Origin of the sequence: Massilia luteola, assembly GCF_034420155.1 — a bacterium.
GTDB lineage: Bacteria > Pseudomonadota > Gammaproteobacteria > Burkholderiales > Burkholderiaceae_D > Telluria > Telluria luteola.
In genome coordinates this window covers 45885-71461 of the sequence record NZ_JAXOFN010000004.1, presented here as the reverse complement: position 1 = coordinate 71461, position 25577 = coordinate 45885, and the positions used below count along the sequence as shown (strand labels likewise).

At 68.4% G+C, this 25577-nt stretch carries 16 protein-coding genes; 7 read left to right on the top strand and 9 right to left on the bottom strand.

Annotation, left to right across the window (positions count from 1 at the left end; all coding sequences use genetic code 11):
* Positions 1-89: 89 nt before the first annotated feature.
* Positions 90-1277, top strand: a complete 1188-nt coding sequence (locus U9J41_RS07000) for an HPP family protein (RefSeq protein WP_322401340.1) — start codon at positions 90-92, stop codon at positions 1275-1277.
* 185 nt (positions 1278-1462) lie between these two features.
* On the opposite strand, the gene U9J41_RS06995 is transcribed toward U9J41_RS07000, so the two are convergent.
* Positions 1463-2152 carry a UPF0149 family protein gene (locus tag U9J41_RS06995; RefSeq protein WP_322401338.1) on the bottom strand — a complete coding sequence of 230 codons (690 nt, stop codon included), beginning with the start codon at positions 2150-2152 and terminating at the stop codon, positions 1463-1465.
* Positions 2153-2251: 99 nt separating this feature from the next.
* Between U9J41_RS06995 and U9J41_RS06990 the strand changes: the two genes are divergently transcribed.
* Complete coding sequence (locus U9J41_RS06990) at positions 2252-3253, top strand: serine/threonine protein kinase (RefSeq protein ID WP_322401337.1); 1002 nt, start codon at positions 2252-2254, stop codon at positions 3251-3253.
* 113 nt (positions 3254-3366) lie between these two features.
* The gene (locus tag U9J41_RS06985; protein WP_322401335.1) at positions 3367-6159 is read left to right on the top strand and encodes a coiled-coil domain-containing protein; all 2793 of its coding nucleotides are present in this window, start codon (positions 3367-3369) and stop codon (positions 6157-6159) included.
* Positions 6160-6235: 76 nt separating this feature from the next.
* Here U9J41_RS06985 and U9J41_RS06980 read toward each other — a convergent pair whose 3' ends face one another.
* The 4 genes from U9J41_RS06980 to U9J41_RS06965 form a co-directional block, all read right to left on the bottom strand.
* Positions 6236-7738, bottom strand: coding sequence for a tryptophan halogenase family protein (locus U9J41_RS06980; RefSeq protein ID WP_322401333.1), 1503 nt, complete (start codon positions 7736-7738; stop codon positions 6236-6238).
* A gap of 92 nt (positions 7739-7830) precedes the next feature.
* Positions 7831-8235: a hypothetical protein gene (locus U9J41_RS06975; RefSeq protein ID WP_322401331.1), complete on the bottom strand. Its 405-nt coding sequence runs from the start codon at positions 8233-8235 to the stop codon at positions 7831-7833.
* 95 nt (positions 8236-8330) lie between these two features.
* A complete protein-coding gene (locus U9J41_RS06970) occupies positions 8331-8906 on the bottom strand; it encodes a TerD family protein (protein WP_322401330.1) in 576 nt (191 codons plus the stop codon).
* A gap of 34 nt (positions 8907-8940) precedes the next feature.
* Positions 8941-9981 carry a DUF475 domain-containing protein gene (locus U9J41_RS06965; protein ID WP_322401328.1) on the bottom strand — a complete coding sequence of 347 codons (1041 nt, stop codon included), beginning with the start codon at positions 9979-9981 and terminating at the stop codon, positions 8941-8943.
* Positions 9982-10176: 195 nt separating this feature from the next.
* On the opposite strand from U9J41_RS06965, the gene U9J41_RS06960 reads away from it, so the two are divergent.
* From U9J41_RS06960 to U9J41_RS06950, 3 genes are all read left to right on the top strand, one after another.
* Positions 10177-10596 (top strand): divergent PAP2 family protein, encoded by a 420-nt coding sequence (locus U9J41_RS06960; RefSeq protein ID WP_322401326.1) that lies wholly within the window; start codon positions 10177-10179, stop codon positions 10594-10596.
* Between the two features lie 395 nt (positions 10597-10991).
* Positions 10992-12158 (top strand): efflux RND transporter periplasmic adaptor subunit, encoded by a 1167-nt coding sequence (locus tag U9J41_RS06955; RefSeq protein WP_322401325.1) that lies wholly within the window; start codon positions 10992-10994, stop codon positions 12156-12158.
* Positions 12159-12173: 15 nt separating this feature from the next.
* On the top strand, positions 12174-15374 hold the full coding sequence (locus tag U9J41_RS06950; protein WP_322401323.1) for an efflux RND transporter permease subunit: 3201 nt from the start codon (positions 12174-12176) through the stop codon (positions 15372-15374).
* A gap of 187 nt (positions 15375-15561) precedes the next feature.
* Here U9J41_RS06950 and U9J41_RS06945 read toward each other — a convergent pair whose 3' ends face one another.
* The 4 genes from U9J41_RS06945 to U9J41_RS06930 all read right to left on the bottom strand — a co-directional run bounded on the left by U9J41_RS06945 (position 15562) and on the right by U9J41_RS06930 (position 19513).
* A complete protein-coding gene (locus U9J41_RS06945) occupies positions 15562-15939 on the bottom strand; it encodes a hypothetical protein (RefSeq protein ID WP_322401322.1) in 378 nt (125 codons plus the stop codon).
* A 229-nt stretch (positions 15940-16168) separates the two neighbouring features.
* The gene (locus tag U9J41_RS06940) at positions 16169-17146 is read right to left on the bottom strand and encodes an NAD(P)H-hydrate dehydratase (protein WP_322401183.1); all 978 of its coding nucleotides are present in this window, start codon (positions 17144-17146) and stop codon (positions 16169-16171) included.
* An 11-nt stretch (positions 17147-17157) separates the two neighbouring features.
* The gene (locus tag U9J41_RS06935) at positions 17158-17922 is read right to left on the bottom strand and encodes a histidine phosphatase family protein (RefSeq protein ID WP_322401620.1); all 765 of its coding nucleotides are present in this window, start codon (positions 17920-17922) and stop codon (positions 17158-17160) included.
* A gap of 190 nt (positions 17923-18112) precedes the next feature.
* Positions 18113-19513 (bottom strand): L-cystine transporter, encoded by a 1401-nt coding sequence (locus tag U9J41_RS06930; protein WP_322401180.1) that lies wholly within the window; start codon positions 19511-19513, stop codon positions 18113-18115.
* Between the two features lie 327 nt (positions 19514-19840).
* On the opposite strand from U9J41_RS06930, the gene U9J41_RS06925 reads away from it, so the two are divergent.
* Positions 19841-25573, top strand: coding sequence for an alpha-2-macroglobulin family protein (locus U9J41_RS06925; protein WP_322401176.1), 5733 nt, complete (start codon positions 19841-19843; stop codon positions 25571-25573).
* Positions 25574-25577 lie beyond the last annotated feature (4 nt).

Below are 25577 nucleotides of genomic sequence, written 5' to 3'. Positions count from 1 at the left end.
GCGTTGGCTTCGGGAATCAAATAATATATCATAACGTGATATTTTTTGGCAGCGCCAAGCGTTGCGGTTTTTTGTAATCGATGGGAATGATGCTGGATAAGAGTCTGGAATGGATGCGGTCGTTCGTACCACAACCGAATACGGTGCCGCGCGGCGAACGCATGCGCGCGGTGGCAGGGGCCCTCGTGGGGCTGTTCGTGACGGCGATCCTCAGCGACATGCTGACGGCGCATTCCGGCATCGGGCCGCTGGCCCTGGTCGCGCCGATGGGGGCGTCGGCCGTGCTGTTGTTTTGCGTGCCGGCCAGTCCGCTGGCCCAGCCGTGGTCGGTGATCGGGGGGAATACGATTTCGGCGCTCGTCGGCATCATCTGCGCCAAGGCCGTCGCCAATCCGGCGCTGGCGGCGCCGCTGGCCGGCGCCTGCGCGATCTTCGTGATGTTCGTGCTGCGCTGCCTGCACCCGCCCAGCGGCGCCGTGGCGCTGACGGCGGTCCTCGGCGGACCGGCCATCCACGCCGCCGGCTTCGGGTTCGCGTTCCTGCCCGTGGGCCTGAATTCGACCCTGATCGTGCTGGCCGCGCTCGTCTTCAACAACCTGACCGGGCGGCGCTATCCGCACACGCAGAAATCGGCGCTGCGCACCGCGCAGCAGGCCGCGCACGCGACGCGCGACCTGCCGCCGATGGCGCGCCTGGGCTTCACGGCCGAGGACCTGGACGCCGTGCTGGCGCGCTACGGCCAGGTGCTGGACGTCAGCCGCGACGACCTGGAAGAGATCCTGCTGCAAACGGAACAACGCGCCTACGCGCGCCGCTTCGGCACCGTGAATTGCGGCGCGATCATGTCGAAGGACGTCGTGACGGCCACGCCGACCATGCCGCTCGACGAAGCCTGGCGCCTGCTGCGCCATCACAACCTGCACGCGCTGCCGGTGCTGGACGAAGCGCGCCGCGTGGCCGGCATCATCGGCCAGAGCGATTTCCTGCATCACGCCGGCCTGGACGATTACCAGACGGTGGGCGAGCGCCTGCGCGGCCTGTTCGCCCACGTGCTGGGCGTGCGCCCGGAGCGGGCGGCGACGGTGGGCGAATTGATGTCGACGAAGGTCGCCGTGGTCGAGGCGGCCGAACCGATCGCCACGCTCGTGCCGCTGATGAGCAATGTGGGCTTCCACCACATCCCCGTGGTGGACGAGCGCGCCGTGTTCCTGGGCGTGATCAGCCAGTCGGACCTGCTGGCGGCGCTGTTCGAAAGCCGCCTGGCCGAAGCGGCCTGACAGCCGAACCGGGGTCAGAGCCCGATTTTGGGAAATTAATTTATTGCGTGGCCAAGCAGGACACCCGGCGGGATTTCATGGGTTGTTGATAAGCCATTAACCCAAACCGGGCTCTGACCCCGAATTGTCGGGTTGTTGGAGCATGCAGTTGGGCCATTGCCAAAATTCGGGCTCTGACCCCGGTGTCAGGCCTCGTTGGCCCCGCAGCACTTTTTGTATTTCTTGCCGCTGCCGCAAGGGCAGTCGTCGTTGCGGCCGACCTTGGGTTCGTCGCGGCGCACCGTTTCGACGGCGGCCTTGCGGCGCGGCAGCCAGAAGCGGTGGATGCCCGGCAGGTTGGCTTCGATGTCCAGCGCCAGCTTGTGTGCCTTCTTCGGGTCCTCGACTTCCGCCAGCTCGCTTTCCTCGATCTCGTCCGCGCCCAGCAGGTAGATCGGGCGCATCAGCGGGGCCGCTTCCGAATCCCAGATCTCGCCCCACGAACCGGGACGCAGTTCCATGCCTTCCCAGAAACCCCAGCACCAGGCCTCGGCGTCGATCAGCGTCTCTCCGCCGATGTCGTGCTCGACGTACAGCGGTTCGAATTCCTTGGGCGCGACCTCGAACGTGACGAGCACCTCGTTCATGAAGCGCATGATCAGGTTGACGATGCGCTCTTCTTCCTTCGGATTCTTCCACTTGGGCGCGGCGTCTTCCTCGCCCCACACGCGCGGCAGCCATTCGGCCGGCATGATGGTTTCCGGGCCGATCGCGATGGCGGTCAGGTAGCCGTGCAGCGTGTCCATCGTCATCGCGTCGTCGGGACAGCGGTCGGACAGGAGGAAGTTGTCGAGATCGTCGAATTCTTTTTCGGAGAGGGGCTGGTCGAGTTGCATTGTTGCGTTTTCCTTGCGTTGAAGCCGCCAGTGTAACGCCTCCCGCGCCGCGGCCGGCGAAAAAAAGCGCGTGCCGGCCGGCCGCCTTACAATGGCGGGATGGATAATCAGTCTGACAACCCCCGCAGTCATCCGTTTTCCCGGCTCGATCCGCTGATGGTGCTGGACGCCGTCGACAGCGTCGGGCTGTACGGCGATGGCCGCCTGCTCGCGCTGAACAGCTACGAAAACCGCGTGTACCGCGTCGGCCGCGAAGAGGGCCCGCCCGTCGTCGTCAAGTTCTACCGGCCCGGCCGCTGGAGCGATGCCGCCATCCTCGAGGAACATGCGTTCGTGCAGGAACTGGCGGACCAGGAAGTGCCCGTCGTGCCGGCGGACGTCCTCGACGGCCGCACCCTGCACGAGCACGGCGGCTTCCGCTTCGCCGTCTTCCCCAGCCGCGGCGGCAGGGCGCCGGAGTTGTCCGATCCGGCGACCCTGGAATGGATCGGCCGCTTCATCGGCCGCATCCACGCGCTCGGCGCCGCGCGGCCGTTCGCCGAACGCCCGCGGCTGGACCTCGACACGTTCGGCCGCGAACCGCGCGCCTGGCTCATCGGCCACGGCTTCATTCCGCCCGAACTGCTGACCGCGTACACGAGCGTCCTCGACCAGGCACTGGACGGCGTCGCGCGCTGCTACGACCGGGCCGGCGCGCTCCCGCTGCTGCGCCTGCACGGCGACTGTCACACGGGTAACGTGCTGTGGACGGACGACGGTCCGCACTTCGTCGACTTCGACGACAGCCGCATGGGCCCCGCCGTGCAGGACTTGTGGATGCTGCTGTCGGGCGAGCGCGACGAGATGGTGCGCCAGCTCTCCGACGTGCTGGCCGGCTACGAGGATTTCTGCGAATTCGATCCGCGCCAGCTGTACCTCGTCGAGGCGCTGCGCACGCTGCGGCTGATCCATTACTCGGCGTGGCTGGCGATGCGCTGGGACGATCCCGCGTTCCCGGCGGCCTTTCCCTGGTTTAATACCCAGCGCTACTGGCAAGACCGCATCCTCGAGCTGCGCGAGCAGGTCGCGCTGATGGACGAGCCGCCGTTGTGGCCGGTCTAAAGCCGGAATTGCCGACGTTTTACGATTCAGCTCGGCGTGACACGACGCGCAGCCATGCCGCATAATCGAAGCGCGGGCTCGTCCGGGCCCGCATGCCATCCAGCGAGCCATTCATGACCGACCGCGCCGACCCGACCGATTCCTCCGCCAAGCACGACGACGCCGATTTCACGATCGACCTGATGCCCGCCGCCCAGGATCACGCGGCGCCGCAGGTCGAGCCGCAGCGCGAGCATCTGGAGCACCGTGCGATCAAGGAAGGCATCGCGCGCGTCGAGGCGGAGGCGAAGGCGGCGGTGGCGGCCGAGAACCGCGCCCACGCCGAGGCGCGGGCGCGCAGCCTGGCCGAGGAACGGGCCGCCATGGACGCCGAAGCGGCCGCCGCCGCGCTCGCGAACGCGCAGGCGTCGGAAGAAGCGATCGAGGCGAACCGCGACCGCATCGAAACCCTGCGCGCCGCCGCCAAGGCCGCCGCCGAGCGCCTGGAAGCGGTCCGCCAGGAGACGGCCGGGCTGCGCGCGCGCGTCGAATCCGACACCCAGATCCGCCTCGCGTCCGAAGCGCGCGTCCGCGCCGAGGAAGACGCCCGCAAGCGCGCGGCCGAGCAGGCGAAGGTCGACGCCGAGATCGCGGCCCGCGCCCAGCGCGACGCCGACGACCTGGCCATCCAGTCCGAGCAGGCGCGCCTGCAGGCGGCCGAGCGCGTGGCCGCCGTGCACGCGGCGCGCGAAGAAGTGCACCACAGCGCCAGCGCCGACGCCCGCGTGGCGATCCTCGCGCGCGAACGCGAACGGGCCGAGCGTGCCGCGCGCCAGACGGCCGAGAAGCTGGCGCAGGCGGAAAGCGAAGCGCTGGAACTGGCGCAGCAGCGCGAACGGGCGGACCAGGTGGCGCTGGCGTCCGCGTTCGCGCGCGCGTCCGCGGAAGCGCGCGCGCTCGAGGAAGCGCGGGCCCTCGCGCACATCGAACAGGAACGCGAAGCCATCGCGCAGGCCCAGGTGGAATCGGAGCGGACGGCCGCGCAATCGCTGCGCATGCGCATGCAGACCGAAAAGGAATTGCGCGACGCGGCCATCCACCGCGAGCGAATGGAGCAGATGTCGCTCGATGCCGCCGCCGCGCGGCGCGAAGCGGAGACCCGCATCCTGGCCGCGACGGAAGCCCGCATCGAGGCCGACCGCAAGTTGCGCGACGTGGCGATGGCGCGCGCGGCGGCGGAAGAGGCCGAGGCGGAACAGAGCCGCGCCCGCCTGGACGCGGAGCGCGAGGCGGCGGAACAGGCGAACCTGCGCGCGGAGGCCGACCGCATGGCGCAGGAGGCGGCACAGCGCGATGCCGAGGCCCAGCAGCGCGAGCGCCAACTGGTCGACGAACGCGCGGCCCTGAGCGCGACCGCCGCCGCCGCGCGCGCCGCGCAGAATGCGGCGCTCGAGGGCGAACTGGCGGCGCAGGCCGCGCAGGCCGGACACGAGCAGGAAGCCGCCCGCCTGGCGGAGCAGCGCGCCGCGCAGGCGCAGGAACTGGCGCAGGCCGAACAGGCGCGCGTGCAGGCCGAGCAGGATGCGCTGGCGCGCCAGCAGGCGCGCATCGAGGCCGAGCACGCCCTTACCGCGGCGGCCGAGGCCCGTGCCGCGGCCGAACAGGATCAGGCCGCGCAACTGGCCGAACGGCTCGAAGCCCAGGCGCGCGAGCTCGCGGCGCTGCAGGCCGAAACGGCGGCGCGCTTCGCGGCCGCGGAGGAACAGCATGCCGCGCGGCTGCAGGCCCAGCGCGAGCTGCTGTCCGGCCAGCACGCCGACATCGAAGCACGCCGCGCCACCTTCGAGCAGGAGCATGCCGCGCAACTGCAGGCCCACGGCGATGCGCTGGCCGAACAGCAGGCCGCATTCGACGCGCGCCGCGCCGCCGCGGAACAAGAACATGCGGCGCTGCTGCAGGCCCACCGCGAAGCGCTCGCCCAGCAGCAAGCCGAATTCGACGCGCGCCGCGCCGCCGCGGAACAGGAACATGCGGCGCTGCTGCAGGCCCACCGCGAAGCGCTCGCCCAGCAGCAGGCCGAATTCGACGCGCGCCGCGCCGCGGCGGAACAGGAACACGCGGCGCTGCTGGCCGCGCAGGCAGGACACGAGGCGCGTGCGGCCGCCGAGCGCCAGGCCGTCATCGATGCGCAGCGCGCCATCGCGGAACATGCGGCGCGCCAGGCCGAACACGAACAGGCGATCGCCGACGCCCAGCGCGTCCAGGCGGCCCGCGCGGCGGAACTGGCCGAGGCCCAGGCCGACCGCGCCACCCACGAACGGCGCCAGCAGCAACTGACGGAAGAATTGCTGGCGGCCGAACGTGCCGCCGCGGACGCCGCCCACGACGCCTTGCTGCTGCTGGAGCAAAAGCTGTCGTCGCAACAGCAGCAGACGGCGGCCGACGTGCGCGCCAACGAAGCGGCCGCGGCGCGCATGGCGTCCGAACGGGCCGCGGTTGCCGCCGCCGAGGCCCGCGCCGCCGCCGAAGCGGAACGCGCGCAGCTGGCCAGGATGCGCGAAGCGGCCGAGCAGGCCGCGTCCCAGGCCGCGCTCGACAAGCGCGACGCCCAGCGCGCGCTGCTGGCCAACGCCCAGCTGGCGGCCGAGATGCAGCGCAAGACGGCGCTCGCCACGCAGGAAATGCTGGACGCGAAGAAGCGTCTGGTGGAACTGGAATCCGCGCGCCAGGAAGACCAGGTGGCGGAACTGGCCGCGCTGCGCGAACAGATCGAGGCGCGCCAGGCCGAGGCCAAGCAGCGCGCCGAATCGGAAGACATGGCACGCGAGGTGCTGGGCAGGTTCGCGCAGCAGCCGTCGAAGGTGCAGGCGGCGATACGGCTGGCGGATGCGGTGGCCAAGCAACGGGCCGACCGCGATCACGAGTAAATAACCGCTACTTCAACACGTCGGTCGAAGCAACACGTCGCCCCCGACGCAACACGTCGATTCATGCGGCTACCGGTTACGCCTTCGCGTTCTTCTCCAGATACGCCCCATGCCCCGGCATCTTCGCCACCGTCTGCGCGATGAGGTCGCGCAGCCCGGCGAAGTGGCCGTGCAGCTGGCGCATGTCGACGTCGTCCACGAACGGATCGTAGCGCGCCGGCACGACGCCCAGGCCCATCAGCATCGAGATGAACGAGGGGGCGCCGAAGCTGTCGCGGTCGAGGATCGTGACGCGGCCCGTCTCGCGGAACAATTCGATCTGGTGCGCGAGCGAATCGGGAATGGTCATGTGTGCGCAGTAGCGCCAGAATTCGGTATCGTCACGCTTCGTCAGCTTGTAGTGCATGATGATGAAGTCGCGGATCGACTCGTAGCGGCTGCCGATCAGGCGGTTGAATTCGGCCGCCAGCTCGGGACGGAAATCGCGGTCCGGCCACAGTTCGATCAGGGTGCCGACGGCCGTTTCGATCAGGCTGATGCTGGTCGATTCCAGCGGTTCGACGAAGCCGGCCGACAGCCCGATCGCCACGACGTTCTTGACCCACGATTTCTTGCGCTTGCCGGTGGCGAAGCGCAGCTGGCGCGGCTCGTCCAGCGCCGCGCCGTCGAGGCCGTCGAGCAGGTCCTGGCGCGCCTTTTCGTCGGTCGTGAACGCGTTGCTGTACACGTGGCCGTTGCCGGTGCGGTGCTGCAGCGGGATGCGCCAGATCCAGCCCGCGCCCTTGGCCGTCGAACGGGTATAGGGCGTCAGCGGTTCGACGCGCGCGCATGGGACGGCGAGGGCGCTGTTGCAGGGCAGGTGCTCGCTCCAGTCGTCGTAGCCGGCCTTCAGCGTGCCTTCGATCAGCAGGCCGCGGAAGCCCGAGCAGTCGATGAACAGGTCGCCGTCGATGGCGCGGCCGTCGGCCAGGCGCACGGCCGTGACGAAACCCGTCTCCGGATGCTGGTCGACGCCGGTGATCGTGCCTTCGACGCGTGTCGCGCCGCGCGCCATCGCGTAATCGCGCAGGTAGGCGGCGTACAGGCCCGCGTCGAACTGGTAGCCGAACGAAAAGGCGTCCGTGACGCCCGGCTGCGCGTCGGCCGGCATCGTGAATTTGTTCTCGCGCGCCATGACCGAGGCCATCGACCAGTTTTCCATGGCGGGCATGTGGTCGAAGGTGCGCGCGAGGCGCAGCCAGTGGTGGTGCGGCGCGACCCCGTTGAGGGGCGGGCCGAAGTCGCCGAAGCCGTGGAAGAAGCGGTTGCCGACGTGGCCCCAGTCCCGGAAGTCGATGCCGAGTTTGAAGGTCGCCTGGGTCTTCTTGATGAAGTCGGCGTTGTCCAGCCCGAGGGCGCTGTTGTAGAAGCGGATCGTGGGCAAGGTCGCTTCGCCGACGCCGATCGTGCCGATGTCGGGCGATTCCACCAGCACGATCTCGCAGCGCTTGCCGAGCCGCTGGGCCAGCGGGGCCGCGGCCATCCAGCCGGCGGTGCCGCCTCCCACGATCACGATCTTGCGGATGGCGTTTGGTTGCATGGTCTGTCTCCTGTCTCGTTCACAGGAGTGTAGGACACGGCGGGCGGAGCGGCAACAGAAATGTTTGCGTATAACATTTCTGTTGCGCTACTTCACATATTGCTGGGCACCACCGGATTGGCACCGCCGATGATGGCCTTGTCGACGAAATATTCCGTCTCGCCGAAGCACGAGGTCGGTACGCCGATGTGCTGCTCGTACGTCAGCTGTACGCGCTGCCCCATGGCGGCCTGCAACTGGCGCACGACGTTCTCGTCACGCACGGTAAAGTTGAAGCGCTCGGGAATCGCGCCCGGCATGCTCGACAGCAGGATCTCGCCTTCCCACGTCTTGCACAGCCAGCCCTTGCGCGACAGCTTTTGCAGGTAGCCGGCCCGTTCGCCTTCCGAATACGACCAGTGCAGCACGACCCACGTGTACACGGCGAACAGGGCGACGGCGGCGATGACGACGGAGGCGAGGATGGCGATGGCGCGGCGCGGCAGGGTCTTGGGCATGGTGGTAGGCGGTGGTTGAATAACGGACGCAACGAAGCGCGCCCATTCTGACACGAGCGCGTGGATTGTCAATTAGTCCAGACTTAGGGCCAGACTCAGGCGTTCACCCCGAACGAACGGGCGAGGGGGCCGAGGCCGCCGTTGTAACCCTGGCCGACGGCGCGGAATTTCCACTCGTTGCCGTAGCGGTACAGTTCGCCGAAGATCATCGCGGTCTCCGTCGAGCTGTCTTCCGACAGGTCGTAGCGGGCGATCTCGCGCTCGCCGTCCGCGTTCAGGCAGCGGATGAAGGCGCGCGCGACCTGGCCGAAGTTCTGGTGGCGCTGGTCGGCCTCGTGGATGGTGACGGAGAACGCGATCTTTTCGATCTCCGGCGGCACCCGCGTGAGGTCGACGAGGATGCGCTCGTCGTCGCCTTCGCCCTGGCCGGTACGGTTGTCGCCCGTGTGCTTGACGGCACCGTCGCTGGACAGGAGGTTGTTGTAGAAGATGAAGTCGGTATCGCCGCGCACCTTGCCGTCGCCGCGCAGCAGGAAGGCGCTGCCGTCGAGGTCGAAGGTGGCGCCGTCGGTCGCGCGCGGGTCCCAGCCGAGGCCGATGATGACCTTTTTGAGGTTCGGATCCTCCTTGGACAGGTTGACGTTGCCGCCTTTCTGCAAACTGATCGCCATCTTGTTTCCTTTCTGTTGATGTGAACTACGGTTATCAGGTCGCCGACTCCAGCGCTTCGCGCTTCTTGTAGCGGATCGACGACCACAGCGATACCAGGATGAAGGCCACGCCGGACAGGCCGGTGAACCATTCGGGAATCTCGTACTCGACGCTGGCGAACATGATCAGGGCCAGGATGCCGATCGCGTAGTGCGCGCCGTGCTCGAGGAACACGAATTCTTCCAGCGTGCCCTTGTGCACGAGGAACACGGTCAACGACCGTACGAACATCGCGCCGATGGCGAGGCCGAGCATGATCACGACGACGTCGTTCGTGATCGCGAATGCGCCGATCACGCCGTCGAAGCTGAACGACGCGTCCAGCACTTCCAGGTAGATGAACCCGCCGATGCTGCCCGCCGAGATCAGCTTGCCGACTGCCGGATCGGATTCTTCTTCCTCCAGCAGTCCGCTGAACCAGTTTACGCCCACATACACGAGCACGCCGACGACGCCCGCGATCAGCACGGACAGCTTGCGCTCCTGCGGCACGAGGCTCATGCAACCGAACGCGGCCAGCAGGGTGAGCAGGACAGCGAAGCCTTCCGAGCCGTATTTGCCGACTTTTTCTTCGATCCAGCCCAGCCAGTGGAGTTCCTTTTCTTCGTCGAACAGGAAGTTGAGGAAGACCAGCAGCAGGAAGGCGCCGCCGAACGCGGCCACTTCGGCGTGGCGCGACGTCAGGTTGCGGGCGTACTCGGCCGGGCTGTTGACCGCCATATGCCACACGTCGATGAGGCCCAGGCCCGTCGCCACCGACACGATCAGCAGGGGAAACAGCAGGCGCATGCCGAACACGGCGACGACGATGCCGACCGTGAGGAACAGCTTTTGCCAGAACGCGTTCCAGTTGCGCAGGACGGAGGCGTTGACGACCGCGTTGTCGAAGGAGAGCGAGATCTCGAGCACGCCCAGCACCGCTGCGATCCACAGGCCTTGCAGCAGCCCGGCGGTGCCGCCGTGGGAAAAGCCCCACCAGCCGGCCAGCGCGAGCAGGACGGCGGCGACCACGAACGACAACCTGAAATGTTGCATGCACGACTCCTTTGGAAGCACATTGACTGAAATACCACAGCGCGCATATTACTCCGGTTCCCACTCTGACGGGCGCATCGGATGTCGTCTTGACAAGCAGAGGAACGAAGCGTCGAATTGCTCACGCGACATTGCATCTGCCATAATGCGGCCCGGCGTCATGCCTCCCCGTATTTCAGTCTGAATGGATCTCGCATGGATTTTTCTTATCTGGTCACCCCGGTGCTGACCTGGCTGGTGGTCGGTCCGATCAAATTCCTCATCAACAGCGCGCGCCAGCGGCGCTGGGCGTTCAACCTGGTGGGCAATGGCGGGTTTCCCAGCAACCATAGCGCCACCGTCACGAGCATGGCGACCCTGATCGCGCTGCGCGAGGGCATCGGCCACCCGGCGTTCGGCGTGGCCGTCACCCTGTGCTTCATCGTGATGATCGACGCCAACAGCCTGCGCCAGCACGTCGGCCGCCAGGCCGCTGCGATCAACCGGCTGGCGGCGGGGGCCGGCGAACACAAGACATTGCGCGAGCGGATGGGGCATACGCTGGTCGAGATCGGCGGCGGGATCGTCACCGGGGTCCTGATGGGCAACCTGGTGTATCACCTGTTCGCTAAATAACAGCGGAAATTGGGTCCCCGCCTGCGCGGGGACGACGGATCTACGTTTATCCGCATCATCAAGCACCGTCGCTCCCGCGCAGGCAGGGGCCCAAGTGAAGTACCGTCGCTCCCGCGCAGGCAGGGGCCCAAGTGAAGTACCGTCGCTCCCGCGCAGGCGGGAGCCCAAGTTGTACACTTACCACCGTCCACCCGGACGTCCGCCCGTCCGTTTTGTCGTACGATTCATACTCGGCCAAACGCATTTCATCCCGCCTATCTGCAGTTCATCCCATCAAATCCGCGCTTTGCCGAACCGTCAATTGACGGTGATGGCGGCCTCATTGATACTGCCCGCTGGCCTTTGCCATTCTAATTTTTATACAGGTAACGAGTCCATCTCGGGGGAACCAAGAAATGTTGCGCAAAACTATAATCTTCCTTGCTATTGCTTCCGCACTCAGTGCGTGCGGCAAACATGACAAGGACCCTGCCAAGGCCGGCGCCGCCACCGCGCAGGCGGACGGCAAGCAGAAGGATGGCAAGGCCGTCCAGCTGCTCGTCGCGCCCGAGGATATGTTGACCGTTCAAAGCAGCGCGCTCGCGAACGGCCCCGTGATCACGGGCTCGATCCAGCCGGAACGCAAGGCCGATCTGCGCGCGGAAGTGTCCGCCATCGTGCTGCAAGTGCTGAAAGAGAATGGCGATCCGGTCAAGCGCGGCGACGTCCTCGTCAAGCTCGACGAGACCTCGATCCGCGACAGCCTGATGTCGGCCCAGGAAGCCCTGCGCGCCTCGTCCCAGGCGTTCGACCAGTCGCAGCGCGCCCTCGAGCGCCTGAAGACGCTGCGCCAGTCCGGCATGACGTCCGCCCAGGCCCTGGATGACGCCGAAGTGCGCCGCAACAATGCCCAGAGCGACGTCTCGGCCGCGCGCGCGCGCCTCGTCGCCGCCCAGCAGCAGGTGACCCGCACGGTCGTGCGCGCGCCGTTTGACGGCATCGTGTCGGATCGCAAGGTATCGCCGGGCGACACGGCCGCCATCGGCAAGGAATTGCTGAAGGTGATCGATCCGACCAGCATGCGCTTCGAGGGCCAGGTGTCGTCCGACAAGATCGCGGCCGTCAAGGTCGGCCAGCCCGTCATGTTCCGCGTAAACGGTTATGGCGATCAAAAATTCGCCGGCGTCGTCAAGCGCATCGACCCGAGCGCGGACGACGTCACGCGCCAGGTCGAGGTGCTCGTCGGCTTCGCCAACGAGACGCGCCCGCGCGTGGCCGGACTGTATGCGGAAGGTCATATCGACGCCGAGCTGACCGATGCGCTGATGCTGCCGGAGTCCGCCCTCGTGCGTGACGGCGACAAGACGTATGCATGGAAGGTCAAGGGCAATGCCCTGTCCAGGGCCAACCTCGCGATCGGCCCGCGCGACCCGCGCACCGGCGGCTTCGAGGTCAAGAACGGCCTGGCCGCCGGCGACACCGTGCTGCGCCACCCGAACTCCAGCCTGAAGGACGGCCAGAAGGTCGAGCTGTCGACCGCCAGGGTGGCCAGCGCCGCCAGCAACCCGGCGCCGGCCAAATAAACCGGGGAATCCGCAATGTTCCTTTCCAATTTCAGTGTCAAGAAGCCGATTGCCACGCTCGTGCTGGTGATCGGCATGATGTGCATGGGCCTGCTCGCGCTCAGCAAGCTGCGCGTGAACCAGAACCCGGACGTCGATATCCCGATCATCGTGGTCAATATCCCGTATCCGGGCGCGTCCCCCGAGACGAGCGAGCGCGAACTGCTCGAGCGCCTCGAGAAGCCGATGCAGGCGATCACCGGCGTCACCGAGATCAATTCGTATGCGAACGAAGGCAGCGCGACGATCGTGCTGCAGTTCGACTTCAAGCGCAACCTGATCGAAGCGTCGGACGACGTGCGCAACGCCATCGCGTCGGTGCGCTACAAGCTGCCGGTCGAGATGCGCGAACCCATCCTGCAGCGCGTGGACCCGTCGGCCCAGCCGATCATGAACCTGGCGCTGTCGTCCAGCACCCAGACGCACGCCGAGATCTCGCGCCTGGCCGAGGACCAGCTGGCGGACCGCCTGCGCGCCATCGACGGCGTCGCCAACGTGACCGTGAACGGCTCGCTCAAGCGCCAGCTGTCCGTGCTGCTGCACGCGCAAAAGCTGCGCGAGTACAACGTGTCGGTCAGCGACGTGACGAACGCGCTGTCGCGCCAGAACACGAACGCGCCGGTGGGCAAGGTGCGTAGCGAGCTGGACGAGAAGGGCATCCGCCTCGTCGGCCGTATCGAGCATCCGGAAGACTTTTCGCAGATCGTCGTCAAGCGCAACGGCGACACGATCGTGCGCCTGAACCAGGTCGCCGACGTGAAGGACGGCTTCGCCGACATCGACAGCTATTCGATGCGCAGCGGCAGGTCCAACGTCGGCATCTCGATCATCCGTTCGCGCGAAGCGTCGACGGTGGGCATCGCGAAGAGGGTGCGCGCGATGGTCGAGGAGATCAACAAGGAGCTGCCGAAAGGCACCAAGCTGGAAGTGACGCGCGACGGCGGCGACGATGCCCAGCGCAGCCTGAACAACGTGATCGAATCGCTCGTGTTCGGCGCCATCCTGACCATCTTCGTCGTGTACGCGTTCCTGAATTCCTGGCGTTCCACGCTGATCACGGCGCTGTCGCTGCCGACGTCGGTGCTGGCCGCGTTCATCGCCGTGTGGCTGTGCGGCTTCACGCTGAACTTCATGACGCTGCTCGGCCTGTCGCTGGCGATCGGCGTGCTGATCGACGACGCCATCGTGGTGCGCGAAAACATCGTGCGCCACATGGAGATGGGTTCCGACCGCCGTACCGCCGCGCTCGAGGGCACGGCCGAGATCGGCATGGCCGTCGCCTCGACGACGTTCTCGATCATGGCCGTGTTCATCCCGGTCGCATTCATGCCGGGCATTTCCGGTGAATGGTTCCGGCCGTTCGCGCTGACCGTCGCGTGCTCGGTGATCGTCTCGCTGGGCATCTCGTTCACGCTCGACCCGATGCTGTCGGCCTACTGGGGCGACCCGCCGGGCCACCACCATGCGCCGAAGCGCGGCATCGAAAAATACCTGGCGAGGTTCAACGTCTGGTTCGACCACCAGTCCGACCGCTACGGCCGCGTGATCGCCTGGGCGCTGCACCACCGCCGCTGGATGGCGCTGATCGCCGTCGCCAGCTTCGTCGGGGCCCTCGGCCTGCACGCCAAGTTCGGCGGTTCGGCCTTCCTGCCGAAGATGGACGCCGGCCAGATCGCGATCGAAGTGCGGACCCCGGCCTCGTCGTCGGTCGGCTATGCCAAGATGAAGATGGAAGAGGCCGCCGCGCTGGCGCGTACCCTGAAGGAAACGAAAGAGACCAACAGCTCGATCAACTCGGCCGGCGGCCGCATCTACGTCGACATCGGCAAGCGCAGCGAACGCCACCGCACCGCCGCCGAGATCGCCGTCGAGCTGCGCGGGAAGATCGCGCGCCTGGTCGGCGCCGAATACACCGTCACGGACGACCTGAACGGCAACGGCAAGCCCGTGCAGATCGAGTTCACCGGTCCGGATTCGCGCAAGCTGATGGAGCTGACGAATGCGTACATGGACAAGCTGCGCCAGGTGAAGGGCGCCGTCGACGTCACGCTGTCGCAGCAGGACCCGAAGGACGAGCTGCAGATCGAGCTCGACCGCGGCCTGTCCAACATGATGGGCATCTCGGTGGGCGACGCCGCCACCGCGCTGCGCGTCGCGTTCGCCGGCATCGAAGTCGGCGACTGGGTCGACCCGACCGGCGAGACCCGCGACGTGGCCGTGCGCCTGGCGCCGGAAGACCGCGTGGGCGCCGAGAACATCGAACGCCTGCCGATCGCCGTCGCCGGCACCAACACGATGGTCCCGCTCGACCAGATCGCGAAGATCACGATGGGCAAGGGCCCGTCGGCGATCGAGCACAAGGACGGCAAGCGTGTGATCACCGTGTCGGCCAACGTCGAGGGCCGCTCGAACGGCGAAGTGACGGACGAGGCCATGAAGCTGGCCAAGTCGATGGACTTCCCGCCGGGCTACGGCCTGTCGCTGGGCGGCGCCGGCAAGGACCAGGCCGAGGTGTTCACGCAGATGACGATCGCGCTGGTGTCCGGCATCGGCCTGATGTACCTGATCCTCGTGATGCAGTTCGGCTCGTTCACCGCGCCGCTCGCCGTGATGCTGTCGCTGCCGCTGTCGCTGATCGGCGTCGTCCTCGCGCTGCTGCTCACGCACGGCACGCTGAACCTGATGAGCTTCATCGGCATCATCATGCTGATGGGTCTGGTGGCGAAGAACGCGATCCTGCTGCTCGACGCCGCCCGCACCCGCGAAGCGGAAGGCATGGACCGCGAGGAAGCGTTGATGGCCGCCGGCCGCGCCCGCCTGCGTCCGATCCTGATGACGACGTTCGCGCTGATCGCCGGCATGTTCCCGGTCGCGCTGGCCCTCGGCGATTCCGGCCAGTTCTACCAGCCGCTCGCGATCGCGATCATCGGCGGCACGATCACGTCGACGATGCTGACCTTGCTGGTCGTCCCGACCTTCTACGACAGCATCGAGATCGCCCGCGATCGCATGGTCGCCAAGTTCCACCGCCGCGCGGCCCGCTTCACCGCGGTGCCGGCCTTCGTGCTGACCTTCATCGAAGCGATCCTCACGCTGGTGGCGGTGCGCCTCGTGTTCCGCACGATCGTGAAGGCAGGCCGCTTCGCCTTCCGCCGCGGCCGCCCGGCGGCGGCGTGAACGATGTAACGTGATGCATGCCGGCCGCGGCCGGCATCATGAAAAAAGGGCCTGCGCGTGCAGGCCCTTTTTCATGCCGGAACGGCATGCGCTGGGGCCGCATCCGCCGCGCCCAGTGCATGCCGTAACGACGGCACACCGTGGGGCAAAGGGCCGCTCGCGACCCTTTGCCGATGCGCCATGGCGATCAGCGGCCGTTCGAGTTCGGCGTCGTGCCTGTGCCGGAGGTGCCCGACGTGTCGCTGCCGGTCGTGCCGGACGTCCCCGACGTGCCGGACGTGCCCGTGCCGGTGGTGCCGGTGCCGGTCGCGCCGGTGCCGGTGTCGCCGGTGGTGCCCGTTGCGCCCGTGCTGCCGCCCATGGTGCCCGTGCCGGTGGTGTCACCCGCCGTGCCGGTGGCCGTGGTGCCGGTCGTGCCGCTGGTGCCGGAGCTGGTGCTCGGCGCGGTGGCCGCCGTGTCGCCGGTGCCGGTCGTGCTGGTGGGTTCCGTTTTCTTGCAGGCGGCAAGGCTTGCCATCAGCGCCGCGGCGAACAGAATTTTCGATGCGTTGTTAAGAGCTTTCATTTGTTTTACTCCTCGTTCACGTCTATCGTGTACCGCCGTCTCCAGGTGAGGCGCTGGAGGGTCGGCGGCGGCTTTGGGTTCCCGATGGACCGGCAGGCCCAAACGCGAACCATCGGGGAACCGACGCAATACGCGGCCCCGGTGGAGTACGAATCCGACAGTCAGGATTAGACTGGCATCGCGCCGGCCGGTTCGTCGGATTGCACCCCTTTTTAGAAGAGCCGGATGATCATCGTCCGGCCCTCAGTCCCCCGGCGAAGCTGCCGGATGGTCGTGGCGGCGCGTCGGCGTGGTCGCCGGCGGCCTGTTCGAGCAGCGCGGGAATGCAATCGCACAATTCGCGCGCCAGGTAACCCAGTTTGCCGAAGCGTTCGGCGAGCCGTTCGCCCGCGCGCGCATGCAGCGCGACACCCCAGGCGGCGGCCTGCGCGAGCCCGGCGCCGCGCGCGGCGAGGCCGGCGACGACGCCGGCCAGCACGTCGCCCGAGCCGGACGTGGCCAGCCCGACGTTGCCGCCTTCGTGCTGCCAGCGCTCGCCGCCGGGCGCCGCGATGACGGTGCGCGCCCCCTTCAGCACGACCACCGCGTTCCAGCGCAGCGCGGCGTCGAGCGCATGGCGGTCCGGGGCGGCGCAGATCACGTCCTTGGCGATGCCGGTCAGGTGGGCCATTTCGCCCGCGTGCGGGGTCACGAGGACGGGCACGTCGAAGCGGAACGGCGGCGCTCCCGCGGGCGGATGCAACACGGCGCCCATCGCCTCGGCATCCAGCAGCACCTTCGTGTCGGTTCCGTCCAGGCGCGGCAGCAGCGCATGGACGAGGCGGGCCGTCGCGGCCTCGTCCCGCATGCCGGGGCCGATCAGGATGGCGCCGATCTTGTCGGCCAGCGGGTCGAGCGCGGCCACGGCCTCGACGGTGAAGCCGCCGGCATCGTTCTCGGCCAGGCCCAGCACGCGCGATTCCGGGATCGCCAGCGCGACCAGCTGGGCCACGCTGCGCCCCGTGGCGATGGTCAGCTTGCCGGCGCCGGCGCGCAGGGCCGCCGTGGCGGCCAGGATCACGGCGCCCGGCATCTCGCGCGAGCCGCCGAGGATGAGCACGTGGCCGCGGTCTTCCTTGTCGCCGTCGTTCGAGGGCACGGGCAGCGGCCAGCTGCGCAGCAGGCTCGGATCGACGTCGCGCGGGCGGGCATGGGGTTGCAGCGTCATGGGCAAGGACCTCAGGCCTTGGCGGCGGTGGGCTGGTCTTTGGCGACCGTGACGGGCGTGCCGCTGGCTTCCAGCGGCGCGACGAAGTTGACCAGGCGTACCGTCAGCTTGCCGCGCTTGCCCAGCGTGGGGTCGAAGGCGTACGAGGTGACGGAGCAGTTCGGCACGTCGCCGGAGCGGTCCTGAGCGAGGATCGTGGCCTCGTCCATCCGCTCCAGCAGGTAGCGGAAGCAGTTGACGATGACCTGGTGCGCGACGATCAGCACGCGCTCGCGCGAATACTCGCGCGTCATCGTGTCGAGCACGCTGCGCAGGCGGAGGATGACGTCGCACCAGCTCTCGCCGCCGGGCGGGCGGAAATAGAACTTGCCGACGTGGTGGCGTTGCTCATGGAGCTCGGGATATTTCTCGGCAATGCCGCGCACGGTCAGGCGATCGAGGATGCCGAACTCCTTTTCGCGCAGGCGTTCGTCGGCATGCACGGCCAGCAGGTCGTCGCGGTCCAGCCGCCGCATCAGGATGTTGGCCGTCTCGGCCGCGCGCACGTACGGCGAATGCAGCACGACGTTCGGCTGGGCCTCGCGCGGCAGCGCGGCGAACCAGGTCGAGAGTGCCTGCGACTGGCGCACGCCCAGCTCGGACAGGGGCACGTCGACGTCGCGTTCGGCGATGTCGATGAGGAGGCCCGCCGCCGCCTCGGCGGCATCGCGCGCGACATTGCCGGCGCTTTGTCCGTGCCTGACGAGCCAGATTTCCTGTGGCCATTTCTGATCCATCATCCGACCGTTTGTGATTTTGACATGACGCGATCATAGACGGATTCGGCGGGATTTCCGCGCACGATTCCCAGCGAAAATGTGTGCCGAAACGCCGTGTAGGCGCTGTCTTACGGCAGCGCGGGAAGCGCGGGCATGTGGTCGGCGGCATCGCGCGCCCGGCCGGGCTGGCGCCGCCGGGCGCCTGGCCTCACACCACTTGTTCCTCGCTGTCCAGGTTGACGTCGGCGTCGCTGTCGAACACCTTCATGTCGGTCTGGCCGAGCACGCGGCTGGCGACGGTGCCGGCCGTGATGGAACCGCTGACGTTGAGCGCGGTGCGCCCCATGTCGATCAGCGGTTCGATGGAAATCAGGAGGCCGGCCAGCGCGACGGGCAGGTTCAGCGCCGACAGGACGATGAGGGCGGCGAACGTGGCGCCGCCGCCCACGCCGGCCACGCCGACGGAGCCGATCGTGACGACGCCGATGAGCGGCAGCAGGAAGGCGGCGGTGAATGGATCGATGCCGACGGTCGGCGCGATCATCACGGCCAGCATCGCCGGATAGATGCCGGCGCAGCCGTTCTGGCCCATCATCGAGCCGAACGACGCGGCGAAGTTGGCGATGCCTTCCGGCGTGCCGAGGCGCGCGGTCTGCGTCTGCACGCTCATCGGAATCGACCCGGCGGACGTGCGCGACGTGAACGCGAACGCCAGCACGGGGAAGATCTTTTTCACATAGCGGCCCGGGTTCAGGCCCACGGCCGCGATGATCACGAGGTGCACGCCGAACATCAGGATCAGCGCGCTGTACGAGGCCATCACGAAGCCGATCAGGTTCAGGATGTCCTGCAGGCTGGAGCTGGCGACGACCTGCGTGATGAGCGCGAACACGCCGAACGGGGTGAGGCGCAGCACAAGCGTCACCATCCGCATCACGATCACGTGGGCGACGTGGACGAATTCGCTGAACTTGTCGAAGACCTCCGGCTTCTTGCCGGCGATGCCCGTGGCCGAGACGCCGATGAAGATCGAGAACAGCACGACGGCGATCGTCGACGTCTTGCGCGCGCCCGTCATGTCGAGGAAGGGATTTTCCGGAATGAACGACAGGATCAGGGTCGGCAGCGACACGTCTTGTGCGGTCGACAGTTTTCCTTCCAGATAGTGCCCGCGCGCGATCTCGGCCGCGCTCGACGTCAGGCCGACGGCGCTCAAGCCGTACAGCTTGGCCATCAGGATGCCGATCGCCGCCGCGATGGCCGTCGTGGCCATCAGCGTGCCGATCGTCAGCGCGCTGATCTTGCCCAGCGACGAGGCGTCGCGCAGCTTGAGGATCGCCTGGATGATCGAGACCATGATCAGCGGCATGATGATCATCTGCAGCAGCTTGACGTAGCCGGTGCCGACGATGTCGAGGTAGGCATTCGTCTGCGCGATGACGGGCGAAACGCTGCCGTAGAACGCCTGGAAGGCGGCGCCGAGGACGATGCCGAGGCCGAGGCCGGTGAACACGCGCTTCGTGAAGGACAGGTGGCGTTGCTGCATCACGTACAGCAGGCCGCAGAACGCGAGGGCGATGGCCAGGTTCAGGATCAGGGGGAGACTCATGGTGTCCTCGTATTGCGTTACCCGCGCGGCTCGGGGCGCCGAAAAACCTGCTGCGCGTTGCACTGTTGTCCTGCGATGCTCACTGTACGACTCGTACAGCTGCGCTTCTCGGACAACATTGCTGCCGCTCGCGACGGTTTTTCGAAAGCCCCTTTTGTGCGTACAGGAAATATAAGAACCGCATTCTATAGCCAATCATCCGGCGCTGCATGAGGACCGCCGCCGTCCGCAGACAGACGGCGTTGCAAAATGTTAAATGTTGTTGACACTACAAGCCGAGTTTGCAACACTCATCCGTTGTCCGTTCGTCATCTCAAGGGAGATTCCATGGCTGTCCTGCGCCGCGTGTTGTGCGTCGTATTGTTGTGCTGCTGGTCGGGCGCGTGGGCGCAGACCACGGTCTCCGGTTTTTCGCCCGACGGGCAGGTGCGCCGCGTGCGCCAGGCGGTGGCGCGCTTCACGCAGCCGATGGTGGCGTTCGGCGACCTGCGCGCGGCCACGCCGTTCGACGTCGATTGTCCCGTGCCGGGCAGCGCCCGCTGGGTCGACGCGCAGACGTGGAGCTACGACTTCGACCGCGACCTGCCGGGCGCGACGCGTTGCCGCTTCACGCTCAAGGCGAATGTGCACGACCTGGCCGGCCAGCCGCTTGCTGGACGGCGCGAATTCAGCGTCGGCACCGGCGGACCGGCCGTGCTGGCGACCCTGCCGCGCGAAGGGGACGACGACATCGACGAGCGGCAGGCGTTCGTACTGGCGCTGTCCGCCCCGGCGACGGACGACAGCATCCTGAAACAGGCCTGGTGCCGCGCCGACGGCGTCAGCGAAAAGATCGCCGTGACGCTGCTGCGCGGTGAACAGCGCATACAGGCGTTGCAGAACGACCGCGGGTTCGTGCGCCAGGTCGTGGCCGAGGACAAGGGCGACGGGGAGAGCGGGGCCTACCCGGATGCCCGCCTGCGCGCCGACGACAAGGCCGGGCGCCTGGCCCGCATCGTCGTGCTGCAATGCCGCCGCACGCTGCCCGCGAGCGCGGAAGTGGCCCTGGTCTGGGGCGCCGGCGTGGCCGCGCCGAACGGCATCGCGACCGACAAGGACCAGACGCTCACGTTCACGACCCGCCGCGATTTCACGGCCCGCTTCAACTGCGAGAAAGTCAACGCGCGCGCCCAGTGCATCCCGTTCCAGCCCATGCGCGTGAATTTCAGCGCGTCCATCCACGCGGCCGACGCGGCGCAGATCTACCTGGAGGGACCGGGCGGCAAGCGCTGGCCGGCGCGCCTGGACAAGGAGGGGGACCGGGTGCCGGACTTCGTCAGCCAGGTCAGCCTGCCGGGGCCGTTCCCGGAACAGGCCCGTTTCACGCTGCACCTGCCCGCCGGCCTGCGCGACGATGCCGGCCGCCCGCTCGTCGACGCGGGCCGCTTTCCGCTCGCGGTGCGCACCGGCGAGCAGCCGCCGCTCGTCAAGTTCGCCGCGCCGTTCGGCATCATCGAGGCCCACGGCGACCGGCTGCTGCCCGTCACGGTGCGCAACGTCGAGGCCCGGCTGGCCGGCAGCATGCACACGGACGGCACGGCCATGCGCCTGGACGCCGGCCGCACGGCCGACGTGCTCGCGTGGCTGCGCAAGATCGCCGGCCCGCACGGCGGCCTGCATCCCAGCCAGCAGGACGGGGACGACTTGAAGGTGTCGATCTTCAAGGGCGTCAAGCCGGCCGCGCTGCAGCGCTTCACGCTGCCCAGGGCGCACGGCCGGCGCGCGTTCGAAGTGATCGGCATCCCGTTGCGCCAGCCCGGTTTCTACGCCATCGAACTGGCCAGCCCGCGCCTGGGCGCCGCGCTGAACGGCAAGCGGCGCACGGCCTATGTGCGCAGCGCGGCCCTCGTCACCAACATGGCGGCGCACTTCAAGCTGGGCGCGCAATCGTCGCTCGTGTGGGTGACGTCGCTCGACAAGGGCCGGCCGGTGGCCGGCGCGCGTGTCGACGTGCGCGACTGCGCCGCGCGGCTGCTGTGGAGCGGCACGAGCGACGCTTCCGGCATCGCGCGCATCCGCCAGGCGCTGCCGCGCGCCCGCTGCAAGCAGGGCGACGTCTACGTCGTCACGGCCGCGCGCGGCGACGACTTCACGTTCACCTTGTCCGACTGGCAGCAGGGCATCGAAGCGTGGCGCTTCAACCTGCCGACCGGCAGCCGCGACGAGGACAGCCGGGTCGTCGCCACGGTGTTCGACCGGACCTTGCTGCGCGCCGGCGAGACCGTCCACATGAAGCATTACCTGCGCCGCCGCACGCAGCAGGGTTTTGCCTTCGTCCGTGCGAAGGACCCGGCGCCATCGGAGGTACGCGACTGGCGCGCCCGCGAACTCGGTACGGACAAGACGGCGCTGCCGGCGCGCGGCTTCCTCGTCCACCAGGGCAGCGGCGAGAAGGTCGAATTCCCGCTGCACTGGGCGGCGAACGGCAGCGCCGGGGGTGAGTGGGCGATACCCAATGACGCGAAGCTCGGCGCGTACGACGTGCTGATCGGCGGCCAGGTCGCGGGCGAGTTCCGCGTCGAGCAGTTCCGCGTGCCGACGATGAAGGCCCAGCTGGCGGGCCCCAGGCAGCCGGCGGTGGCGCCGCAGGCCGTCGCGCTCGATGCGCAGGTGAGTTATCTCGCAGGCGGCCCGGCCGGCCTCGCGCCGGTAAAGCTGCGCAGCGTCGTGCAGGACACCGGCGTGCAGTTCGCGGACTACGACGAGTTCACGCTCGGCGCGGGCGACGTGCGCGAAGGCGTCGTCGACCAGGGCGGCGGCGGCGACGAGGACGAGGCCGAATCGGAAGGCGCGCCGGGCCAGGACGTGGCGCGCACGCAGTCGCTGCAGCTGGACCGCGCCGGCGGCGCGCGCATCGTCGTCGACAAGCTGCCGCCGATCGAGCGGCCGAAAAGCCTGCTGGCGGAACTGTCGTACCAGGACGCCAACGGCGAGACGCTGACCGTGTCCACGCGCGTGCCGTTGTGGCCGTCGGCGTGGGTGGTCGGCATCAAGCCGGAAGGCTGGCTGCTGCGCCGCGACGCGCTGAAATTCCAGGCCATCGTGCTGGACGTCGCGGGCAAGCCCGTGGCGAACGTGCCGGTGACGGTCGACCTGCTCAAGCGCGCGACCTATTCGCACCGGCACCGCCTCGTCGGCGGCTTCTATGCGTATGAACACAGCAGCGAGATCAAGCGGGTGGGCGAGGCGTGCAGCGGCACGACCGACGCGCGCGGCATCCTCGCGTGCGACACGCGCGCCACGACCGACGGCGACTTGATCCTGCGCGCCCGCGCACTCGATCCGCAGCAGCGCATGGCGGCCACCTATCGCGAAGTCTACGTGGCGGGCGACGACGAGCAGTGGTTCGCGAACGCCGACCACGACCGCATCGACCTGCTGCCGGCGCAAAAGCGCTACGAGCCGGGCGAAGAGGCGCGCTTCCAGGTGCGCAGCCCGTTCCGCAGCGCGACCGTGCTCGTGACCGTCGAGCGCGAAGGCATCCTCGACACCTATGTGCGGCACCTGTCCGGGCGCGACCAGACGATTGCGATTCCCGTGAAGGCCAGCTATGCGCCGAACGTGTTCGTCTCGGCCCTCGTCGTGCGCGGGCGCGTGGCGGGCGTGCAGCCGACGGCGCTCGTCGACCTCGGCAAGCCCGCCTATAAACTGGGGATCGCACCGATCCGCGTGGGCTGGGGCGGCCACGAACTCAAGGTCGACGTCGCGGCCGACAAGGCCGTCTACAAGGTGCGCGAACATGCACAGGTCACGATCCGCGTGCGCGACCCCGACGGCACGCGGCCCGCGGCCGGGACGGAGGTTGCCGTGGCCGCCGTCGACGCCGGCCTGCTGGAGCTGATGCCCAACACGAGCTGGGACCTGCTCGACACGATGATGCACGAACGCAGCCTGCAGGTGGAGACGTCGACGGCACAGATGCAGGTCGTCGGCAAGCGCCACTTCGGCCGCAAGGCGTTCCCGCACGGCGGCGGCGGCGGACGGAGCGCAGGGCGCGAACTGTTCGAGACGCTGCTGCTGTGGAGGGGCAAGGTCGTCCTCGATGCGAACGGCGAGGCGCGCGTCGACGTGCCGCTGAACGATTCGCTGACGTCGTTCCGCATCGTCGCCGTCGCCAGCAGCGGCGCCGGCCGGTTCGGCACGGGCCGCACGGACATCCGCACGTCGCAGGACCTGATGCTCGTGTCCGGCCTGCCGCCGCAGGTGCGCGAGGGCGACCGCCTGCGCGCCGGCTTCACGGTGCGCAACGCGTCCGACCGGCCGCTGACGGTGGCCCTTTCCGCGAGCGTCGCGGCCGACGGCGGCAAGGGCCATTCGCTGGCGCGCCAGGACGTCGCACTGGCGCCGGGCGAGTCGCGTGAAGCCGGCTGGGATTACACGGTGCCGGCCGGCGCGGCGAAGCTCCGGTGGGACGTAGCCGCATCCGGCAACGGCGGCGACGCGGCCGGCGACCGCATGCGCGTCACGCAGCAGGTGAACGTCGCCGTGCCGGTGCGCACCTTGCAGGCGACCCTCATCCAGATCGACGGCACGCAGACGCTGCCCGTCGAGCGGCCGGCGGACGCGCTGCCCGGCCGCGGCGGCGTCCGCACCACGTTGCAGGCGCGCCTGGGCGAGGAGCTGCCGGGCGTGCGCGACTATATGGCGGCGTATCCGTACACCTGCTTCGAACAGCGCACGTCGCGCGCCGTGGCGCTGCAGGACCGCGCGCTGTGGGACAAGGTCGTCGCGACCCTGCCTGCGCACCTCGACGGCGATGGCCTCGTCAAGTATTTCGCGCCGATGGAGCAGGGCAGCGACGTGCTCACGGCCTATGTGCTGTCCTTGACGAACGAGGCGGGCTATCCGATCCCCGACGAGCTGCGCGGCCGCATGGAAGCGGGCCTCGCGGCCTTCGTGGAAGGGAAGATCGTGCGCGGGAACGGCCGCGCGACGGGCGAACTGGCCGTGCGCAAGCTGGCCGCGCTGGAAGCGCTGTCGCGCGGCGCGAACGTGCAGCCGGCCATGCTGGATTCGATCGGGATCCAGCCGAACCTGTGGCCGACGTCCGCCGTCATCGACTGGTATCTCGTGCTCAAGCGCACGCCGGCGCTGCCGCGGCGCGATGCGCGCCTGGCGCAGGCCGGCCAGATCCTGCGCGCGCGCCTGAACCTGCAGGGCACGACGATGGGCTTTTCGACGGAGCGCGCGGACGACTGGTGGTGGCTTATGACGTCGCCCGACGTCAATGCCAACCGCCTGTTGCTGGCGACGCTCGACGATCCGGCGTGGAAGGCCGACGCCGGCCGCCTCGCGCGCGGCACGCTCGGCCGCCAGCAGCACGGGCACTGGGACACCACGCCGGCCAACGCCTGGGGCGTCGTCGCGCTGAAGCATTTCTCGGAAGCCTACGAGCGCGAGCCCGTGACGGGCAACGCGAACCTCGTGCTGGCCGGTGCCGGCGCGAAGGGCGTCAGCTGGACCGGCCCGACGCCGGCCACCGTGCTGCAGGGCTGGCCGCAGGGCCGCGGCACCCTCACGTTGCGCCAGCTGGGCGGCGGCAAGCCGTGGGCGACGGTCCAGAGCCTGGCGGCCGTGCCGCTTTCGGCGCCGCTGGCGTCCGGCTACCGCATCGTGCGCACCGTCACGCCGGTGGAACAGAAGGTGCGCGGGACGTGGTCGCGCGGCGACGTCTACCGCGTCCACCTCGATATCGATGCGCAGTCCGACATGACGTGGGTGGTCGTCGACGATCCGATCCCGGCCGGCGCCAGCGTGCTCGGGTCGGGCCTCGGACGCGACTCGCAGATCGCCACGGCCGGCGAACGCCGCACCGGCTGGACGTGGCCGGCGTTCGAGGAGCGCATGCACACGGGCTACCGCGCGTACTACGAATGGGTGCCGAAGGGCCGCTTCACCGTCGAGTACACGGTGCGCCTGAATAACGAGGGCCGCTTCGCGCTGCCCCCGACGCGGGTCGAGGCCATGTATGCGCCGGAGATGTTCGGCGAGGTGCCGAATGCGGGCGTCGTGGTGCAGTGAGGCG

What these genes read in the sequence shown, in the direction of transcription:
- U9J41_RS07000 (WP_322401340.1), top strand. Translation starts at nt 90, where the DNA reads ATGCTGGATAAGAGTCTGGAATGGATGCGGTCGTTCGTACCACAACCG.
- U9J41_RS06995 (WP_322401338.1), bottom strand. Translation starts at nt 2,152, where the DNA reads ATGCAACTCGACCAGCCCCTCTCCGAAAAAGAATTCGACGATCTCGAC.
- U9J41_RS06990 (WP_322401337.1), top strand. Translation starts at nt 2,252, where the DNA reads ATGGATAATCAGTCTGACAACCCCCGCAGTCATCCGTTTTCCCGGCTC.
- U9J41_RS06985 (WP_322401335.1), top strand. Translation starts at nt 3,367, where the DNA reads ATGACCGACCGCGCCGACCCGACCGATTCCTCCGCCAAGCACGACGAC.
- U9J41_RS06980 (WP_322401333.1), bottom strand. Translation starts at nt 7,738, where the DNA reads ATGCAACCAAACGCCATCCGCAAGATCGTGATCGTGGGAGGCGGCACC.
- U9J41_RS06975 (WP_322401331.1), bottom strand. Translation starts at nt 8,235, where the DNA reads ATGCCCAAGACCCTGCCGCGCCGCGCCATCGCCATCCTCGCCTCCGTC.
- U9J41_RS06970 (WP_322401330.1), bottom strand. Translation starts at nt 8,906, where the DNA reads ATGGCGATCAGTTTGCAGAAAGGCGGCAACGTCAACCTGTCCAAGGAG.
- U9J41_RS06965 (WP_322401328.1), bottom strand. Translation starts at nt 9,981, where the DNA reads ATGCAACATTTCAGGTTGTCGTTCGTGGTCGCCGCCGTCCTGCTCGCG.
- U9J41_RS06960 (WP_322401326.1), top strand. Translation starts at nt 10,177, where the DNA reads ATGGATTTTTCTTATCTGGTCACCCCGGTGCTGACCTGGCTGGTGGTC.
- U9J41_RS06955 (WP_322401325.1), top strand. Translation starts at nt 10,992, where the DNA reads ATGTTGCGCAAAACTATAATCTTCCTTGCTATTGCTTCCGCACTCAGT.
- U9J41_RS06950 (WP_322401323.1), top strand. Translation starts at nt 12,174, where the DNA reads ATGTTCCTTTCCAATTTCAGTGTCAAGAAGCCGATTGCCACGCTCGTG.
- U9J41_RS06945 (WP_322401322.1), bottom strand. Translation starts at nt 15,939, where the DNA reads ATGAAAGCTCTTAACAACGCATCGAAAATTCTGTTCGCCGCGGCGCTG.
- U9J41_RS06940 (WP_322401183.1), bottom strand. Translation starts at nt 17,146, where the DNA reads ATGACGCTGCAACCCCATGCCCGCCCGCGCGACGTCGATCCGAGCCTG.
- U9J41_RS06935 (WP_322401620.1), bottom strand. Translation starts at nt 17,922, where the DNA reads ATGGATCAGAAATGGCCACAGGAAATCTGGCTCGTCAGGCACGGACAA.
- U9J41_RS06930 (WP_322401180.1), bottom strand. Translation starts at nt 19,513, where the DNA reads ATGAGTCTCCCCCTGATCCTGAACCTGGCCATCGCCCTCGCGTTCTGC.
- U9J41_RS06925 (WP_322401176.1), top strand. Translation starts at nt 19,841, where the DNA reads ATGGCTGTCCTGCGCCGCGTGTTGTGCGTCGTATTGTTGTGCTGCTGG.